Source organism: Sphingomonas sp. DBB INV C78, from assembly GCF_042693015.1.
Lineage (GTDB): Bacteria > Pseudomonadota > Alphaproteobacteria > Sphingomonadales > Sphingomonadaceae > Sphingomonas_E.
Map to the genome: position 1 here is coordinate 301,573 of NZ_CP170544.1, position 15,669 is coordinate 317,241.

General features: G+C 64.5%; 19 protein-coding genes, 1 tRNA gene and 1 pseudogene. 9 read left to right on the top strand and 12 right to left on the bottom strand.

Annotation, left to right across the window (positions count from 1 at the left end; all coding sequences use genetic code 11):
* The first annotated feature begins 8 nt into the window (after positions 1-8).
* The 3 genes from ACFB49_RS01565 to thiE are packed head-to-tail and all read left to right on the top strand — an operon-like array spanning position 9 to position 2,017.
* Positions 9-923 carry a class I fructose-bisphosphate aldolase gene (locus ACFB49_RS01565; RefSeq protein ID WP_380875062.1) on the top strand — a complete coding sequence of 305 codons (915 nt, stop codon included), beginning with the start codon at positions 9-11 and terminating at the stop codon, positions 921-923.
* A gap of 15 nt (positions 924-938) precedes the next feature.
* Positions 939-1,316 (top strand): putative quinol monooxygenase, encoded by a 378-nt coding sequence (locus tag ACFB49_RS01570; protein ID WP_380875063.1) that lies wholly within the window; start codon positions 939-941, stop codon positions 1,314-1,316.
* Positions 1,313-2,017: a thiamine phosphate synthase gene (gene thiE / locus ACFB49_RS01575; RefSeq protein WP_380875064.1), complete on the top strand. Its 705-nt coding sequence runs from the start codon at positions 1,313-1,315 to the stop codon at positions 2,015-2,017. The genes ACFB49_RS01570 and thiE overlap by 4 nt, the downstream gene beginning before the upstream one ends.
* On the opposite strand, the gene ACFB49_RS01580 is transcribed toward thiE, so the two are convergent.
* The 10 genes from ACFB49_RS01580 to ACFB49_RS01625 all read right to left on the bottom strand — a co-directional run bounded on the left by ACFB49_RS01580 (position 2,018) and on the right by ACFB49_RS01625 (position 10,688).
* Positions 2,018-2,575 (bottom strand): DUF882 domain-containing protein, encoded by a 558-nt coding sequence (locus ACFB49_RS01580; protein WP_380875066.1) that lies wholly within the window; start codon positions 2,573-2,575, stop codon positions 2,018-2,020.
* A gap of 189 nt (positions 2,576-2,764) precedes the next feature.
* The gene (rplL, locus tag ACFB49_RS01585) at positions 2,765-3,142 is read right to left on the bottom strand and encodes a 50S ribosomal protein L7/L12 (protein WP_380875068.1); all 378 of its coding nucleotides are present in this window, start codon (positions 3,140-3,142) and stop codon (positions 2,765-2,767) included.
* A gap of 57 nt (positions 3,143-3,199) precedes the next feature.
* A complete protein-coding gene (gene rplJ / locus ACFB49_RS01590; protein ID WP_380875069.1) occupies positions 3,200-3,715 on the bottom strand; it encodes a 50S ribosomal protein L10 in 516 nt (171 codons plus the stop codon).
* Positions 3,716-4,070: 355 nt separating this feature from the next.
* Positions 4,071-4,775, bottom strand: coding sequence for a 50S ribosomal protein L1 (rplA, locus tag ACFB49_RS01595; RefSeq protein ID WP_380875070.1), 705 nt, complete (start codon positions 4,773-4,775; stop codon positions 4,071-4,073).
* 3 nt (positions 4,776-4,778) lie between these two features.
* Positions 4,779-5,210 (bottom strand): 50S ribosomal protein L11, encoded by a 432-nt coding sequence (gene rplK, locus ACFB49_RS01600; protein ID WP_380875071.1) that lies wholly within the window; start codon positions 5,208-5,210, stop codon positions 4,779-4,781.
* A gap of 149 nt (positions 5,211-5,359) precedes the next feature.
* A complete protein-coding gene (nusG, locus tag ACFB49_RS01605) occupies positions 5,360-5,899 on the bottom strand; it encodes a transcription termination/antitermination protein NusG (RefSeq protein ID WP_380875072.1) in 540 nt (179 codons plus the stop codon).
* A gap of 20 nt (positions 5,900-5,919) precedes the next feature.
* Entirely contained in the window at positions 5,920-6,123 is a 204-nt protein-coding gene (secE, locus tag ACFB49_RS01610; RefSeq protein WP_380875073.1) for a preprotein translocase subunit SecE, read from the bottom strand.
* Positions 6,124-6,285: 162 nt separating this feature from the next.
* A tRNA-Trp gene (locus ACFB49_RS01615) sits at positions 6,286-6,361 on the bottom strand.
* An 80-nt stretch (positions 6,362-6,441) separates the two neighbouring features.
* Entirely contained in the window at positions 6,442-8,787 is a 2,346-nt protein-coding gene (locus ACFB49_RS01620) for a putative bifunctional diguanylate cyclase/phosphodiesterase (RefSeq protein ID WP_380875075.1), read from the bottom strand.
* A 119-nt stretch (positions 8,788-8,906) separates the two neighbouring features.
* Positions 8,907-10,688: a fatty acyl-AMP ligase gene (locus tag ACFB49_RS01625; protein WP_380875077.1), complete on the bottom strand. Its 1,782-nt coding sequence runs from the start codon at positions 10,686-10,688 to the stop codon at positions 8,907-8,909.
* 209 nt (positions 10,689-10,897) lie between these two features.
* On the opposite strand from ACFB49_RS01625, the gene ACFB49_RS01630 reads away from it, so the two are divergent.
* From ACFB49_RS01630 to ACFB49_RS01655, 6 genes and pseudogenes are all read left to right on the top strand, one after another.
* The gene (locus tag ACFB49_RS01630) at positions 10,898-11,380 is read left to right on the top strand and encodes a regulatory protein RecX (RefSeq protein WP_380875078.1); all 483 of its coding nucleotides are present in this window, start codon (positions 10,898-10,900) and stop codon (positions 11,378-11,380) included.
* Between the two features lie 80 nt (positions 11,381-11,460).
* Positions 11,461-12,069, top strand: coding sequence for a cold-shock protein (locus ACFB49_RS01635; protein WP_380879799.1), 609 nt, complete (start codon positions 11,461-11,463; stop codon positions 12,067-12,069).
* A gap of 106 nt (positions 12,070-12,175) precedes the next feature.
* Positions 12,176-12,670, top strand: a complete 495-nt coding sequence (locus ACFB49_RS01640; RefSeq protein ID WP_380875079.1) for a DUF192 domain-containing protein — start codon at positions 12,176-12,178, stop codon at positions 12,668-12,670.
* A gap of 52 nt (positions 12,671-12,722) precedes the next feature.
* A complete protein-coding gene (locus ACFB49_RS01645; RefSeq protein ID WP_380875081.1) occupies positions 12,723-13,112 on the top strand; it encodes an NADH:ubiquinone oxidoreductase subunit NDUFA12 in 390 nt (129 codons plus the stop codon).
* A gap of 3 nt (positions 13,113-13,115) precedes the next feature.
* Positions 13,116-13,616 carry an outer membrane lipid asymmetry maintenance protein MlaD gene (mlaD, locus tag ACFB49_RS01650; protein WP_380875082.1) on the top strand — a complete coding sequence of 167 codons (501 nt, stop codon included), beginning with the start codon at positions 13,116-13,118 and terminating at the stop codon, positions 13,614-13,616.
* A gap of 275 nt (positions 13,617-13,891) precedes the next feature.
* Positions 13,892-14,059, top strand: a pseudogene (locus ACFB49_RS01655) (DUF2155 domain-containing protein); the annotation flags it as partial.
* Positions 14,060-14,094: 35 nt separating this feature from the next.
* On the opposite strand, the gene aat reads toward ACFB49_RS01655, so the two are convergent.
* Both aat and ACFB49_RS01665 read right to left on the bottom strand, forming a co-directional pair.
* Positions 14,095-14,838, bottom strand: a complete 744-nt coding sequence (gene aat / locus ACFB49_RS01660) for a leucyl/phenylalanyl-tRNA--protein transferase (protein WP_380875084.1) — start codon at positions 14,836-14,838, stop codon at positions 14,095-14,097.
* 47 nt (positions 14,839-14,885) lie between these two features.
* Positions 14,886-15,614: a ParA family protein gene (locus ACFB49_RS01665; protein ID WP_380875086.1), complete on the bottom strand. Its 729-nt coding sequence runs from the start codon at positions 15,612-15,614 to the stop codon at positions 14,886-14,888.
* Positions 15,615-15,669 lie beyond the last annotated feature (55 nt).

Here is a 15,669-nt window from a genome sequence, read left to right on the forward strand (position 1 = left end):
CGACACCGATGACCTTCACGCCGACCGTCAAGTCCATCCTCGCCAATTACGAGAGCGACAATCCCGGCGTTAAGGCCAATCTCGCCCGCATCCTGACGCAGGGCAAGCTGGGCGGCACCGGCAAGCTGATCATCCTGCCGGTCGACCAGGGCTTCGAACATGGCCCGGCGCGCAGCTTCGCGATCAACGAGCCGGCCTATGACCCGCACTATCACTATCAGCTCGCGATCGACGCCGGCCTGTCGGCTTATGCCGCGCCGCTCGGTATGCTGGAAGCGGGTGCCGACACCTTCGCCGGCCAGATCCCGACGATCCTCAAGGTCAACAGCTCGAACAGTTGGGCGGCTGGGGCGAACCAGGCGCTGACCGGCAGCGTCGAAGACGCGCTGCGCCTTGGTTGCTCGGCGATCGGCTTCACCATCTATCCGGGCAGCGATGACTGCTTCGACATGATGGAAGAAATCAAGGAAATGTCGGCGGAAGCCAAGTCGGTCGGCATCGCCACCGTGCTGTGGTCGTATCCGCGTGGCGGCAATCTGCCCAAGTCGGGCGAACTGGCGCTCGACGTCGGCGCCTATGCCGCGCACATGGCGGCGCTGCTCGGTGCCCACATCATCAAGGTGAAGCTGCCCAGCAACCATATCGAACAGGAAGACGCCAAGAAGGCTTATGCCGGCACGGACTGGTCGAAGCAGTCGGACCGCGTGAAGCACGTCGTGAAGGCATGTTTCAACGGCCGTCGCATCGTCGTCTTCTCGGGCGGCGCGGCTAAGGGTGCCGACGCTGTCTATCAGGACGCGATCGACATCCGCGACGGCGGTGGCAACGGCTCGATCATCGGCCGCAACACGTTCCAGCGGGAACGTGGCGAAGCGCTGGCGATGCTCGACAAGCTTGTCCGCATCTACAAGGGCGAAGAGTAAGGAAAGGGCCCGGCGATGGAACGACGGACTTTCATCGCCGGAACCGCAGCGGCGGCGGCGCTCGGCTCCGCCGCCTCGGCTGCTCCCGCCGGCGAGCCGATGTTCGGGCTGATCGGCCGGATGCTGGCGAAGCCGGGCGAGCGTGATGCGCTGGTCAAGATCCTGCTCGACGGCGTGGCCGACATGCCGGGCTGCCTCAGCTACATCGTCGCCGAGGATCCCGAAAACGCCGACGCCATCTGGATCACCGAGGCATGGGACAGCAAGGAAAGCCATGCGGCATCGCTGTCGCTGCCGGCCGTGAAGGCGGCGATCACCAAGGCGCGGCCGCTGATCGCCGGCATGGATAATGGGCACACCACGCGCCCAATCGGCGGACATGGACTGAAATGAACGAACCCGAAGACGATTTCGACGAGGACGACCTCAAGCTCGACCCGCATTTTGCGGAGCGTTTCGAGCATGAGGATAAGGCTGGTTGCCAGCTTTATCTGATCTCTCCGCCGAGCATCGATGATGGCTTTGCCGCGAAGCTGGCGGAAGCGTTGGACGCCGGCCCCGTGGCCGCGTTCCAGCTCCGCCTGAAGGGGATCGACGACCACGCGATCGCCGCGCTTGCGCCGCCGCTCCAGAAGATCTGCGCCGATCGCGACGTGGCCTTCATCGTCAATGATTCCATCGGGCTCGCTAAGCGGCTGAAGGCCGATGGCGTCCATCTCGGCCAGGATGACGGCGATCCCCGCGACGCGCGCGAGCAACTCGGCCGCGACGCTCAGATCGGCGTCACCTGCCATGACAGCCGGCACCTTGCGATGGAAGCAGGGGAGGCTGGGGCCGACTATGTCGCCTTCGGTGCCTTCTACCCTACCGATACCAAGGAGGTGAAGCACCGCGCGGAGCCGTCGATCCTCGGCTGGTGGAGCACGGTGACGGGCATTCCCTGCGTCGCGATCGGCGGCATCACGCCGGGCAATGCGGCACCGCTTGTCGAAGCGGGTGCAGACTTCCTCGCGGTCAGTGGCGCGGTGTGGAACGATCCGGAAGGGCCGGGTGCTGCGGTCGCCAAGTTCGCAGGGCTTCTCACCCGCAATTGATCACCAGGTGCGGACGCGGCCCGTGTCGACGTGAACGAAGCCGTCCCGCGGATAAAAACCGACGCCGCCGCGGCCGATCGACAGAGCGGCCGAGCGCACCGTCTCGAGCCGAACGCCGGGCAGCGCGATGTCGCTGGCCTTGCCGAGCATATGCTGGCTCTTGGTGGCGACCCCGCCACCGCCATGGGCGCGCAGCGAGGCATTGGTGCGCGGCGAACGATAGCCGGAGATCAGGTCGAAAGAGGTGCGCGGCGAAGCGCCCAGCTTGTCGCGCAGCGTCACCAGCAGATCGATCAGGCTGGGGTCCATGCTGGCAACGTCGCCGGTGCGCCAGTCGCGCATGCCGTGGTTGATCTCGGCCAGGCCATCACGGTCGATACCGCTCGCGCCCCAATAGCGTGCGTCGATGCGCTCGTTGTTGTGGACGTTGCGGAAGGCGAGCCGCCGCTCGCCGAGCATCGCGAATGCTGTCTGGGGGGCAATCACGCTGCTTGCGCCGATCGCCAGCACGCCGGCCAGCAGGCCGCGTCGATCAATCTGTCTCGTTTCAGTCGTCAATATTTCAGCCCACGCCGCTTCAAAAACCCCTGCGACAAAAATAGGCCATAAAGGTTGAGAGGGAATTAGGGTTGCAGGGGCCGACCCCGACTGAGCCACGGTTTGTCCCGTTTGCTTGCCGGCCGGGAACAAAAAGAAAGGGCGGCCCCTTTCGGAGCCGCCCTCTTTTCGTCGCCGAAGCGAAGAAGCTTACTTGAGCTCGACGGTCGCGCCGGCTTCTTCAAGCTGCTTCTTGAGCTTCTCGGCCTCGTCCTTGCCGACGCCTTCCTTGATCGCCTTCGGCGCGCCTTCGACGAGCGCCTTGGCTTCGGTCAGGCCCAGGCCGGTGATGGCGCGGACTTCCTTGATGACGTTGATCTTCTTGCCACCGTCGCCGGTGAGGATCACGTCGAACTCGGTCTTCTCTTCGGCAGCCGGAGCAGCGGCGCCGCCGCCGGCCGGAGCCGCAACCGCAACCGCCGCAGCTGCCGAAACGCCCCACTTCTCTTCGAGGAGCTTCGAGAGCTCCGCGGCTTCGAGAACGGTCAGGGCCGAAAGGTCGTCAACAATCTTCTGAAGGTCAGCCATTTGTAGTCTCCATGCGGGGCAGTGCCCCAATCAGTGTCAGTGAAACGGTATCGAAAATCAGGCGTCGGCCTCGGCCGCGTGCGCCGCAAGGACGCGAGCGATCTGGCCGCCCGGCTCCTTGAGGATGCGCGCGATCTTGGTCGCCGGTGCATTGAGCAGCCCGATTATGGTGCCGCGCAGTTCGTCCAGCGACGGCATCGTCGCCAGCGCCTTCACCCCATTTACGTCGAGGACGGTGTCTCCCATCGCGCCGCCGACGATTTCCAACTTGTCGTTGGTCTTCGCGAATTCGACGACGACCTTGGCGGCCGCCACCGGATCGGCAGACGTGCTGAGCCCCGTCGGTCCCACCAGCAGATCATTGATCGCGGTGTAGGCCGTGCCCTCAGTCGCAATGCGGGCGAGCGTATTCTTCGATACCCGATAGCTGGCGCCGGCTTCGCGCATCTTCACCCGAAGCACAGTGGACTGCGCGACGGAAAGACCGAGGTTGCGGGTCACGACGACCACACCGCTCTCGGCGAAGGTGCTCTTCAGTTCGGCGACCAGGTCGGCTTTCTGAGCTCGATCCATGCCTTACTCCTTAACTGCCCCGACGGAACATCCGTCGAGGCCCCCATGACCGGTGAGCCGGACACGGGAGATTGAGCCATCGGACGGATACGCAGTCCGACAGCCAGTCCGAAGGGGAAGGGTAATCTGACGCCGGGCATGGAGCCCTTGGCAGACCGGAAGCGGCCGCGAATGGCGGCCGCTTACGAAAACTCTATCCCCGCCTATGCAGCAGAATTAAGGGCCACGGCCCGGCTGCAGTCTCGGACGGTACGTCCATCCGACGAATCGGATGGATGTGCGGGCGGGCCTCTAGCGTGTTTCTACGCAAAAGCCCACCCCCAACCCCTCCCGCGAACGGGAAGGGAGATTCTGATCAGGCCGCGACGTCCGCAGTGTCGACCTTGATGCCCGGGCCCATCGAGGAGCTGACGGCGATCTTGCGGACATACTTGCCCTTGGCGCCCGACGGCTTGGCCTTCACCAGCGCGTCGAGAAGCGCGTCGAAGTTCGCGCGGAGATCTTCGGCCGGGAACGAGGCCTTGCCGATGCCCGAGTGGATGATACCGGCCTTTTCGACGCGATATTCCACCTGGCCGCCCTTGGCCGCCTTCACGGCTTCGCCGACGTTCATCGTCACGGTGCCGAGCTTAGGGTTCGGCATCAGGCCCTTCGGACCCAGAACCTTACCGAGACGGCCGACGAGGCCCATCATGTCCGGGGTGGCGATGCAGCGATCGAAATCGATGTTGCCGGCCTGGACCGCTTCGAGCAGGTCTTCCGCACCGACGACTTCGGCGCCGGCGGCCTTGGCTTCGTCGGCCTTGGCGCCACGGGCGAACACGCCGACGCGCACGTCCTTGCCGGTGCCCTTGGGCAGCGTCACGACGCCGCGGACCATCTGGTCGGCGTGGCGCGGATCGACGCCCAGGTTGACGGCGACTTCGATGGTCTCGTCGAACTTGGCGGTGGCGTGGGTCTTGGCAAGGCTGATCGCCTCGTCGATGCCGTAGAGCTTGGCCGCGTCAACCGCGTTGACGAGGGTCTTCTGCTTCTTGGTCAGCTTCTTCGGAGCGAACATGTCTTAGCCCTCCACCACTTCGAGGCCCATCGCGCGGGCGGAGCCTTCGATGATGCGGGTCGCCGCTTCGATATCGTTGGCGTTCAGATCCTTCATCTTCGCGGTCGCGATCTCGGCGAGCTGCGAGCGCTTGATCTTTCCGGCAGAAACCTTGCCCGGCTCCTTGGAGCCCGACTTCAGGTTCATCGCCTTCTTGATCAGATAGGTCGCGGGCGGCTGCTTCGTGGCGAAGGAGAAGGAACGGTCCGCATAGACGGTGATGATCGTCGGCAGCGGGGTGCCGGGCTCCTGATCGCCGGTCGCGGCGTTGAACGCCTTACAGAATTCCATGATGTTGACGCCGCGCTGACCGAGCGCGGGGCCGATCGGCGGGCTGGGGTTGGCCTTGCCGGCCGGCACCTGCAGCTTGATATAGCCAGTGATTTTCTTGGCCATGGTTTCTCACTCTCTTTCAAGTTTAGCGGTTCATGCGGCGGCCGAAGCTGCCTCCCGCGGTCTGTTGGTCGCATCGCGAAACGGAAAACCGGTTCCCACTTTTCCTGCGATGCTTCCGCTTTCCCGGATCGCTCCGGAAACTGGTAAAATTACTTTGCGCGCTCGACCTGTTCGAAATCGAGCTCGACCGGGGTCGCGCGGCCGAAGATCGACACCGACACCTTGACCTTGCTCTTTTCGAAATCGAGCTCTTCGACGACGCCGTTGAAGCTGGCGAACGGGCCGTCGAGCACCTTGACGCTGTCGCCGATCTCGAAATCGACCTTGATCTTGGTCTTCGGCGCGGCTGCGGCGGCTTCCTCCTTGGTGTTGAGGATGCGCGCGGCCTCGGCCTCGCTGATCGGCTGCGGCTTGCCTGACGAACCGAGGAAGCCTGTCACCTTCGGTGTGTTCTTCACCAGGTGATAGACATCGTCGTTCATGCTGAGCTTCGCCAGCACATAGCCGGGGAAGAATTTGCGATCGGAGGTGATCTTCTTGCCGCGGCGAACCTCGGTCACCTTCTCGGTCGGCACTTCGACCGCCTCGACGAGCTGCTCGAGCCCCAGGCGCGCGGCGTCCGCAAGGATCGCCTCCTTCACCTTGTTCTCGAAGCCCGAATAGGCGTGGATGATGTACCAGCGCGCCATGTGCCTTGCCTGTTCCCCGCTTATTTGCCGGCTGCCAGATTGATCAGGAACTTCACGACGGCACCGAAAAAGGAATCGATGCCGAAGAAGAAGACTGCCAGCAGCGTCGTCATGATCGCGACCAGAATGCCGGTCGTGATCGTCTCGCGACGGCTCGGCCAGACGACCTTCTTGGTCTCCGCCCTAACCTGATTGACGAACTCGCCGGGTGAAACCTTCGCCACCAAGAACCTCTCAATTCAATCCGCCGCTCCGCCGCGAATCGATCGCGTGGAAACAGCGACAACGAGGCCGACGGCCGCTATCGGGTGACCCCGGCGCAGCCCGGCCTCGTCCATTCTTTCCGGACCCTGTTCACCATCCCGTTCGCCGTCAGGCGTATGGAATGGCAGGAGTGGAGGGACTCGAACCCACGGCCCTCGGTTTTGGAGACCGATGCTCTACCAACTGAGCTACACTCCTCCGAGGTCCGGAGAGGCGTGCGACATAGCGAGGGGGAGGGCGGAGCGCAAGCCATGATCCGCGCCCGATCGGGCGGTTTCTCAGGCCGTGCGGCGCACCGCCTGTACGATCATGTCTCGCGCTTCTTCAGCCGAAACCGGGATACCCGACAAATAGCCCTGGAGGTGGGTGCAGCCGAGATCGCGGGCAATGCGCTGCTCGGCTGCGGTCTCCGCCCCTTCTGCCGTGGTGTCCATGCCGAGCGTGCTGGTGAGTGCAACGATTGCGCGGATCAGGCCCAGCGCATCGGCGTCATGCCCCGCCGCAGCCACGATCAGGCTGCGATCGACCTTGACCGTGCTGAATCGCCCCTGCCGGATATGGCCGAGAGCCGAGGCGCAGGCACCGAAATCGTCCAGCGATATTCGCACGGAAAGCGCGCGAAGCCGATCCGCGGCCGCGCTAACTGTCGCTGAATCCTGGCGGAAGGAGCGCTCGCCAATCTCCAGCTCCAGGCGCGATGGCGGCAGGCCGGATTGGGCGAGGGCCGAGAGAACGACGGCGGGGAGCTGCGGATCAGTCGCCTGATCACGCGCGAGGTTGACGAGCAGGCGAACATTGTCCGGCCAGCGCGCAGCCTCAGCGCACGCGGTGCGCAATACCCATTCGCCGATCGGTGCGAGCAATCGTGCCTCGGCGGCGATCGGGATGAATTCGTCGGGTGCCACTTCGCCCAGTTCGGGGTGCGTCCAGCGCAGCAATGCCTCGAAGCCTGCAATCCCGGCATCTTTCACGCTGATCACGGGCTGATAGCTCAGACGGAACTGGCCTCCGTCGATAGCGTCACGCAAGGCGCTTTCGATCGCGCGCCGCTTTTGCGAGCGGACGAGCATATTGGATTCGAAGACGCGGTGGGCGCCGCGGCCGTCCTCCTTGGCGCGATAGAGGGCGAGATCCGCGTTGCGCACGAGCATCTCTGCCGACCGGCCATCCCGCGGCCCGATCGCGGTGCCGACGCTGGCGCCGATGCGCACGATCTGGCCGTCAATCTCGAAGGGGGTGGAAAGCGCGGCGATGATCGCCTGCCCCAGCGCTTCGATCCGGGCCATGTCGCTCGCATTAACCACGATTAGCGCGAATTCGTCGCCGCCCAGGCGGCCGCAAATATCGCCATTGCCGATAAGGGCCGAAAGGCGCTGGGCAACCAGGCGCAGCAGGCGGTCGCCGACAGGATGGCCCAGCGTGTCATTCACGGCCTTGAAGCGATCGAGGTCGACCAGCATCAGCGCGCAGCGGCTCCGGTCACGAAAGGCACGGCTCAGCGCCTTGCGCAGCGCTTCACTGAAATGGGCACGGTTGGAAAGCCCGGTCAGCGCGTCAAAACGTGCCATCCGGTCGATCCTTTCGGCGGATCGCCGCGCTTCGGTAATATCGGCGCCGACGCCATGATAGCCGGTGAAGGCGCCGCGGTCGTCATGGCGCGGCGCGGCCGAAAGCCGCCACCAGCGGATTTCCCCGGCAATGTTCGCCGGCACCTCGAAATCGATGAAGCGCTCGCGGGCATTCATGCGATCGAGCAGGCTGCGCAACTCCGAAGGCTGGCCGGGGTCTTCCCATCGATCGCCAGCCAGCAGCCGAAAGAAAGGCGTTCCCTGCAACTGATCGGGCGTGAGACCGGCCGCGCGGGCAAGGCCCGGCGAAACACTCCGCAGCCGGCGGAGCGCGTCGACCTGCCATAGCCAGTCGGCGCCATCATCTTCGGATTCGCGGAGCAGGAGGCTGACCACCTCGCGTTTCTCGGCCAGGGCCAACTCGGCCCATTTGCGATGAACGAAGGCGCGGCCGCTGACGAGGCCGCCTGACGCAAGACAAATGCCGTAGCCGATCGCCAAGGCAGTGAGCAGCACCGACCCGGTTCTGGCCATCATGATGGCGAGACCAGCCGAACTGATCCCGACGAATACGAGCATCGTCGGCGGCATGGTGGCGACCGTGATGGTCGCGCTAGCGATCACCGCTGCGGTGACGAGGCAGATTGCGAGTTGCTGATCCAGCGTGCCTTCCGTCGCGAAGTGCGCGGCGGGTATTGCCCAGAGCAGGCCGAGCAGCAGTGCCCGCACGATCGTACGCCGGATTGCGGGCTGGGGCGGCTGAGGCGTGGTGCGCTGTTCCGCGCGTCTTGCCAAGCGGCGTATCTCGATCAGGGCGAGAGCGATGGCGCTGGCCCATGCGAGCAGATGCCCGGGCGGCACCGATTGCCAGAGCAGCGCCGCCAGCGCGATCGTGCTGGCGATCTGGGTGATGGCGATCACCGGCGCCATGCGGATCAACTCGGCGATCTGTGCGGTACGAACCTGGTCGGAGCCCGGCGCGCGGCCGTTGGACAGGCTGAGAATATCCCGCCAGTCCGGTTTGGGTGTCGAGGAAGGATCAGACCTTGGCCGCATGACAAGGTCGATCACTAATTGCAGGAAGTTAGCGTAAAGTAAGCGACACAGTCATTATGGATCAAAACGCCGGTTGCGGTGACCTCGCGCAAAATACGCGATAGTCACCGCGGCGTCGCTCAGGCAGCGAGATCGTAGGGTTGGATCTCACCGGAAAGATAAAGATTGCGCGCCTTGGCGCGGCTGAGCTTGCCCGAACTGGTCCGCGGCAAGGTCCGCGGCGGCACGAGTTCGACTACGCAATGCATGCCGGTGATCGAGCGCACCTTCTCGCGGATCTGGTCGCGCAGGCGGGTGCGTTCGGCCATGTCGGACGTGCGGCACTGTACCAGCACCGCCGGCGTTTCCTCGCCGCCGGGCGTAGTGATCGCGAAGGCGGCGATGTCACCAGCCTTGAAGCCCGGGATCTGCTCCACGGCCCACTCGATATCCTGCGGCCAGTGGTTCTTGCCGTTGATGATGATCATGTCCTTGGCGCGGCCGACAATGTAGATGTAGCCGTCGCTGAGGTAGCCCATGTCGCCGGTGTCCAGCCAACCTTCCGACATGCAGGCGGTGGTGGCTTCGGGATCGCGGAAATAGCCGTCCATGATCGACGGGCCCTTGCACCAGACCTTGCCGATGGCGTTAGCCGGCAGCACGCCGCCATCCTCGTCGCGGATCTCGACGAGCATGTCCTTCACCGGCTTGCCGCAATTGACGATCGCGCGATAACGCTGCGGCCGGCCGATCGCGGCGTCACCTCCGGAAAGCTGGGTTTCCTCCACCAACTCGACGACGATGCCTTCACCCGGCGGCATGATCGAGACGGCGAGCGTCGCTTCGGCCAGGCCATAGCTCGGCAGGAAGGCGGATGCCTTGAAGCCGGCTTCGGCGAACGCATCGACGAAAGCCTGCATCACGTCCGGCCGGATCATGTCCGCGCCATTGCCCGCGACGCGCCAGCGCGACAGGTCGAATCGATCCGAAGCCTTGGTCTGGCTCGACATGCGGCGTGCGCAAATGTCGTAGCCGAAGGTCGGCGAATAGCTGAGCGTCGTGCCGGGATTGCGGCTGATAAGATCCAGCCAGGCGAGCGGGCGCCGGGCGAAATCCTCAGTCTTCAGATAATCGACCGAAACCTGGTTGGCGACCGGCGACAGGAAGCAGCCGACCAGCCCCATGTCATGATACCAGGGCAGCCAGGAAATGCAGCGGTCGCTCTCGACCAACTCCATCCCGTGCGAGTGCGACGACAGATTGTTGAGCAGCGCCGAATGGGTGACGGCGACGCCGTGCGGAAAGCGGGTCGATCCGCTGGAATATTGCAGATAGGCGATGTCATGCGGCGCAGCATGAGGCAGCGGCGCGGGCTTCGCGTCTTCCTTGGCGAAGCTTTCGTAGCTGACGCCTTCGACATGGCAGGCTGCAGCAGCGGCGCCCGCCATCTCGCGCAGTTCTTCCGGGAAGAACAGCATCTTGGGATCCGAACTGCAGAGTTGGACCTTGAGTTGGTCAATATAGCTCTCCTTGCCGCCAAAGCTGGTGGGCAGGGGCAGCGGCACGGGCCAGGCGCCGGCGTAGATGGCGCCGAAGAAGAGTGCGGCGAATTCCGGGCCGGTTTCCGCGATCAGCGCGATGCGATCGGCGGTGCGCACGCCATGGGCGATCAGGCGATAGGCCGTCGCGATCGCGTCGTCGCGCATCTCTGCATAGCTATAGGTGTGGACGAGTGTCCCGCGGGCGTCGTGGAAATTGAGCCCGCGCACACCCCGCGCAGCATAATCCAGCGCATCGCCCAGCGTCGCGAATTCGGAAAAGATGCGCGGCAGCACATCCTCCGTCGGCGTCGGGGTGATGACAGGCACAGATTTCGCCTTGATGGGCTCAATATTCGTCGTGGCTGCGGTCTTGTTCAGCACCGACGGCGACTCCTTAGGTTTTTTGACCTGACGACGTGCACCCCGGGGAGCGGCCATCGTCATAATTGTTAATCCAGCCACAATACGCGGCACACGACACGGAAATACCCTGAAAGGCGCGTTCTAAATCCGGCCCGAGTGTGGCACAAACAAGGCGCGTGGCACGATCGTCATCATATCGCAACCATAAGCCGATCGACGGCGAGGGTTTGGAGCGACTCGCGATCGGCTATGTCGGCCGCTTCGCGACGACTCGGGCGAAGCTCGCCGCATATCTCCGTCGCAAGCTGGTGGAGCGGGAATGGCAGGGCGATGGCCCGCCGCCGGTGGAGGCGATCGTCGCGCGGTTTACGGCAGCCGGCTATATCGATGACACCAGTTTCGCGCAGGCGCGGGCCGCATCCTATCAACGTCGGGGCTATGGCGAACGCCGGTTGGCGGAGCGATTGCGCGCTGACGGCATTCAGGATGAGGATGCCGCGGTGGCACGGGAAGCCGCTGTCGCCAACGCCATGGAAGCCGCATTGGCTTTCGCGCGAAAGCGCCGGATCGGTCCGTTTGCCAGCGAAGTTTCCGATCAGGACGGCCGTCGGCGCGCGCTTGCGGCCATGCTCCGCGCCGGCCATCCGATGGATTTGGCACGACGAATTGTCCTGTCTGCGCCCGGCGATGTCCCGGATGGGATCACTTGATAAAATCGGTTCATTTACACCTTCGTTTCGGTTTCAGCCCGTGCTAGCGTCCGCGCCTGCTTGCCGGGGGGGTGGGCCTAATGAAGTTAGAAGGTCAGGTGGCGTCGACTTTGGATAATTCGCCTGTAGAGCAGCTTGGCGCCGGCAACGAATCGGCTCAATCGGCTGCGGACGAAGGGTTCCAGGTCGCTGGCACCGTAAAATGGTTCGATGCAACGCGGGGATTCGGTTTCCTCATCGGTGACGATGGGGCGGGCGACGTCCTCATTCATTTTTCCGTCCTGCGCGAACATGATCGCCGGACCCTGCCTGAAGGGGCGCGTGCAACGGTGATCGCCGTTCGTCGTGACCGCGGACTGCAGGCCCGGAACGTGCTCGCGCTCGATCTTAGCACAGCGACGGGGCCGGATGCCGATCTGATCGCGCGGCGTAATGCGGATCGTGTGGATCCGGGTGACCTCATCGAGGATGCCGGCGCATTCGAGCCGGTAATCGTCAAGTGGTTCAACCGGTTGAAGGGTTATGGTTTCGTCATGCGTCCGCATGATGAACAGGACATCTTCGTCCATATGGAAGTCGTGCGCCGTGCCGGTTTAGGCGATCTGATGCCGGAGCAGCCGCTACTTGCCAGGGTGGCTTCCGGTCGGAAGGGGCCTTTGGCGGTCGTGGTCCAGTCGGCCGAAAGCTGACACCGTTATCTCGACGGGATAGCGCCGCCTTGAAATCGGCGAACGCTTGCGTGCGTCCGATCCTTGGGCGATTTGGTTTGCGCCACGATCATTTCATGGGGCGTGCATGATTCGCCAATCCTTTGCCTTGCTCGGCGCCGCGTTGCTTTGCGCCGTTCCGCTGTCCGGCTGTGCCGCCGCTGACGACAATACCGCCGTCACGCGGACGGATGGACTTGTCGAGCTGTCAATTGCCACCTCTGGCGGTAAGCGCGCCTTCCTGGTCGAAATGGCGCGCACCGATGCCGAACAGGCGCGCGGCCTGATGTATCGGACAGAACTCGCGCCCGATCGCGGCATGCTCTTTCCCTATGATCCGCCGCAGCCGGCCAGCTTCTGGATGAAGAATACGTTGATCCCGCTGGACATGATCTTCATCCGGCCGGACGGGACAATTGCCCGTATCGCCGAGAATACGGTGCCCGAATCGCTAGAGCCGGTGCCTTCGGGCGAACCGGTGAGCGCGGTGCTGGAAATCGCCGGCGGCAATGCCGCGGCGCAGGGAATTGCCGTCGGCGACAAGGTTTCGTGGCGCGATCCGCAGGCCAGGCCCGCGCGCTGAACCTGCCGCTTTGCCGTTGCACCAACCCCGTATCAAAGGCTAAGCGCATTTCATGGGCCTGTTGAAAAGCATATTCACCTGGTGGGATGGCGCCACCATCGGCACCTCGCTCTGGAGCCGCCGCAATGGCGCGAAAGTGGGCGAGGACGCGCTGGGCAACGTCTATTTCGAGACGAAGTCGAGCAAGGGACCGCGCCGTCGCTGGGTCATCTATAATGGCGCCAACGATGCGAGCCGGGTTCCGGCCGAATGGCATGGCTGGCTGCATCAGACGGTAGAGGACGCGCCCGACAAGGCGCTGCTCCCGCCGCGCGCATGGCAGAAGCCGTCGGCTCCGAATCCGACCGGCACGGCCGCGGCCTATCGCCCTTCGGGCGCGCTCGAGAGGGGCGGCCAGCGTGCCGCTGCGACGGGCGATTATGAGGCGTGGAGCCCGAACTGATCGATGAAGACGCTGCTGCGGGAAAATGTCGGAGAGGCGCTGGTCGGCCTATTGGTCGTGGCGCTGGCTGTGTGGTTCGTGCTGTTCGCGTGGAACCGCACCGGCGGCGGTGCGAGCGCGGACGCCATTCGCGTCACGGCGCTCTTTCCTAACGCATCGGGCATCAATGTCGGCACCGATGTCCGCGTCGCCGGCCTGAAGGTCGGCACCGTTGCCGAACAGCGTCTCGATCCGCAGACCTATCAGGTCGCGGTGACTCTCGCGATCGATCCCCAGGTCAAGGTTCCGTCGGACAGCAGCGCCGCGATCACCTCCGAAGGTTTTCTCGGCGGCAACTTCATCGCTCTGCTTCCGGGTGGATCGGAAACGCCGCTCAAGAATGGCGACACCATCATCGACACGCAGGGCGCGGTCGATCTGATGTCGATGATCGGCCAGTTCGTTAACGGCACCGGCAAGAGCGAAGAGCCGGCCGCTGCTGCGCCGGGCGGCGCCACGCCGTGAAACGCGCGATCGCGGCGACGGCGCTGGCCGTGCTGCTTGGTGTCGGCGCCTGGCAGGCGGCGGAGGCTCTCCAGAACGAAGCCGGGCCGCCGCAACCGATCGAGGAACCGGAAGCGCCCGCAGCCGCGGCCAACGAAGCTGCACCAGCCGCCGAGCGCCCACGCGGCGAGGCTCGGCCGAGCCAGCCGGCCGTTCGGGCTGCGACGCCGATGGCCGAACGTGTCGCCGTCATCGGCGTGCTCAACAAGCGCAACGGCATCGCCCGTGATCTGACCATGAAGCCGGGGCAGGCGGTGCGTGTCGGCGACGTGATCGTGCGGCTGCGCGCGTGCGAGACGACTGCGCCGTGGGAACCGCAGATGCTGACCGGCGCTTTCCTGCAGACCGATGTGCGCGGCCGCGACAATAAGTGGCGGCGGGTCTTTTCGGGCTGGGTCTACAAGGAATCGCCGTCGCTCAATATGGTGCAGCACCAAGTCTACGACGTGTGGCCCAAGAGTTGCACGATGCGCCATCCGGATATCGGCCCGGAAACCGTGTCCGTAGGGTCCGGCGCCGCCAACCGATCGAGCGCGAAGAAATCCGGCACGCCAGCCGAGAGCGACGCCACGCCCGCCGCACCGCCTGCGCCCACCGCAGCGCCGGTCGCCCCGAGTGCGGCATCCAACAACGACACATAATCGTCGCGGCTGATCTCGATCGCGCCCAGCGAGGCGAGATGATCGGTGATGAACTGGCAATCGAGCAGCCCGAAGCGGCCGACCCGCAGCCGTGCCACCAGCCAGGCAAGCGCGACCTTCGATGCGTCACGTTCGCGGCTGAACATGCTTTCGCCGAAGAATGCGCCGCCCAGCGTTACGCCATATAGGCCGCCGACCAGCGCCTCGCCGCGCCAGCATTCGACCGAATGGGCATGGCCGCGCGCGTGGAGGTCACCATAAGCGGATTCGATCTGTGGGTTGATCCAGGTGTCCGGGCGGTCGGGCCGTGGTTCCGCGCACATGCTCACGACCTGACGGAACGCCTTGTTGGCGGTGACGGTGAAGCGTTCCGACCGCACCGTCTTGGCCAGCGAGTGCGACAGGCGGAAGCCGTCGAGCGGAAGGATGCCGCGCCGCTTCGGCTCGACCCAGAAGATCTCCCTGGCGTCGCGACTGTCGGCCATCGGAAACACGCCAACGGAGTAAGCGCGAAGCAGCAGATCGGGGTCGAGACGAGACATCCGGGTTGGATGCTACAACAAGCCTGAGGCCTGTGCGAGAGGCCTGATCAAAGGTTTGCGAGACGCTTTTCGATGCCGCGCCACAGCAAGGCGAAGGCTTCCGCCGGCGGCGATCGCGGGGCGAAGGCGCCCACCGGTTCACGCCGCGCCGCCATCGCCTCCACGGCGCTTGCCATCGGCACGGCGGGCCAGTCCGGCTGCTCGGCCAGGGCCGCCAGATGGAGCGCGCGGCGGCGATCGACCATGGTGAAGACAGGAAGGATCGGTGCGTGCCGTCCGTGCTCGCTGGCGAGATGCGCCACCACCTCATCAAAGGCGCGCCGTGATAGCGGGGAGGGGATGACGGGCACCAGGATCAGTGACGCCGCGCGCATCGCCTGGTCGGCCGTCTCGGTCAGGCCCGGCGGGCAATCGAGGATGATGCGATCATGCTCGCGCGTCAGCCCTTCGATCAGCTTGGCCATCCGCTTCTTCTTGCCGAGCCCGAACAGGAAGCGATCGAGTCCGCGCAGCGAGATGTCCGCCGGCAATATCGACAGCCGCTCGATCGCGGTCGGCTTCACCAGCTTTTCGGCGCTGACATCCTTGGCGAACACCGCCTGCGCCTCGCCGCGCGCATGTTCGCTTTCCAGCAGATAGGTGGACGCGGCCTGCGGATCGAGATCCCACAATAAGGTCCGGCGCGACGAAAGAATTGCCGAGCACCAGGCGAGGTTCACGGCCAGCGTGGTCTTACCGACGCCGCCCTTCAGGCTGTAGACCGCGATCGTCGCCATGCAACCTCTTCACCCTGTTGGGAAATATGGAAGAGCCTTACAATTCGATCCGTGT

Excerpts from the sequence above, each read along its gene's own strand:
- ACFB49_RS01565 (WP_380875062.1), top strand. The coding sequence starts at position 9 with ATGACCTTCACGCCGACCGTCAAGTCCATCCTCGCCAATTACGAGAGC.
- ACFB49_RS01570 (WP_380875063.1), top strand. The coding sequence starts at position 939 with ATGGAACGACGGACTTTCATCGCCGGAACCGCAGCGGCGGCGGCGCTC.
- thiE (WP_380875064.1), top strand. The coding sequence starts at position 1,313 with ATGAACGAACCCGAAGACGATTTCGACGAGGACGACCTCAAGCTCGAC.
- rplL (WP_380875068.1), bottom strand. The coding sequence starts at position 3,142 with ATGGCTGACCTTCAGAAGATTGTTGACGACCTTTCGGCCCTGACCGTT.
- rplJ (WP_380875069.1), bottom strand. The coding sequence starts at position 3,715 with ATGGATCGAGCTCAGAAAGCCGACCTGGTCGCCGAACTGAAGAGCACC.
- rplA (WP_380875070.1), bottom strand. The coding sequence starts at position 4,775 with ATGTTCGCTCCGAAGAAGCTGACCAAGAAGCAGAAGACCCTCGTCAAC.
- rplK (WP_380875071.1), bottom strand. The coding sequence starts at position 5,210 with ATGGCCAAGAAAATCACTGGCTATATCAAGCTGCAGGTGCCGGCCGGC.
- nusG (WP_380875072.1), bottom strand. The coding sequence starts at position 5,899 with ATGGCGCGCTGGTACATCATCCACGCCTATTCGGGCTTCGAGAACAAG.
- ACFB49_RS01620 (WP_380875075.1), bottom strand. The coding sequence starts at position 8,787 with ATGCGGCCAAGGTCTGATCCTTCCTCGACACCCAAACCGGACTGGCGG.
- ACFB49_RS01635 (WP_380879799.1), top strand. The coding sequence starts at position 11,461 with ATGAAGTTAGAAGGTCAGGTGGCGTCGACTTTGGATAATTCGCCTGTA.
- ACFB49_RS01640 (WP_380875079.1), top strand. The coding sequence starts at position 12,176 with ATGATTCGCCAATCCTTTGCCTTGCTCGGCGCCGCGTTGCTTTGCGCC.
- ACFB49_RS01645 (WP_380875081.1), top strand. The coding sequence starts at position 12,723 with ATGGGCCTGTTGAAAAGCATATTCACCTGGTGGGATGGCGCCACCATC.
- mlaD (WP_380875082.1), top strand. The coding sequence starts at position 13,116 with ATGAAGACGCTGCTGCGGGAAAATGTCGGAGAGGCGCTGGTCGGCCTA.
- aat (WP_380875084.1), bottom strand. The coding sequence starts at position 14,838 with ATGTCTCGTCTCGACCCCGATCTGCTGCTTCGCGCTTACTCCGTTGGC.
- ACFB49_RS01665 (WP_380875086.1), bottom strand. The coding sequence starts at position 15,614 with ATGGCGACGATCGCGGTCTACAGCCTGAAGGGCGGCGTCGGTAAGACC.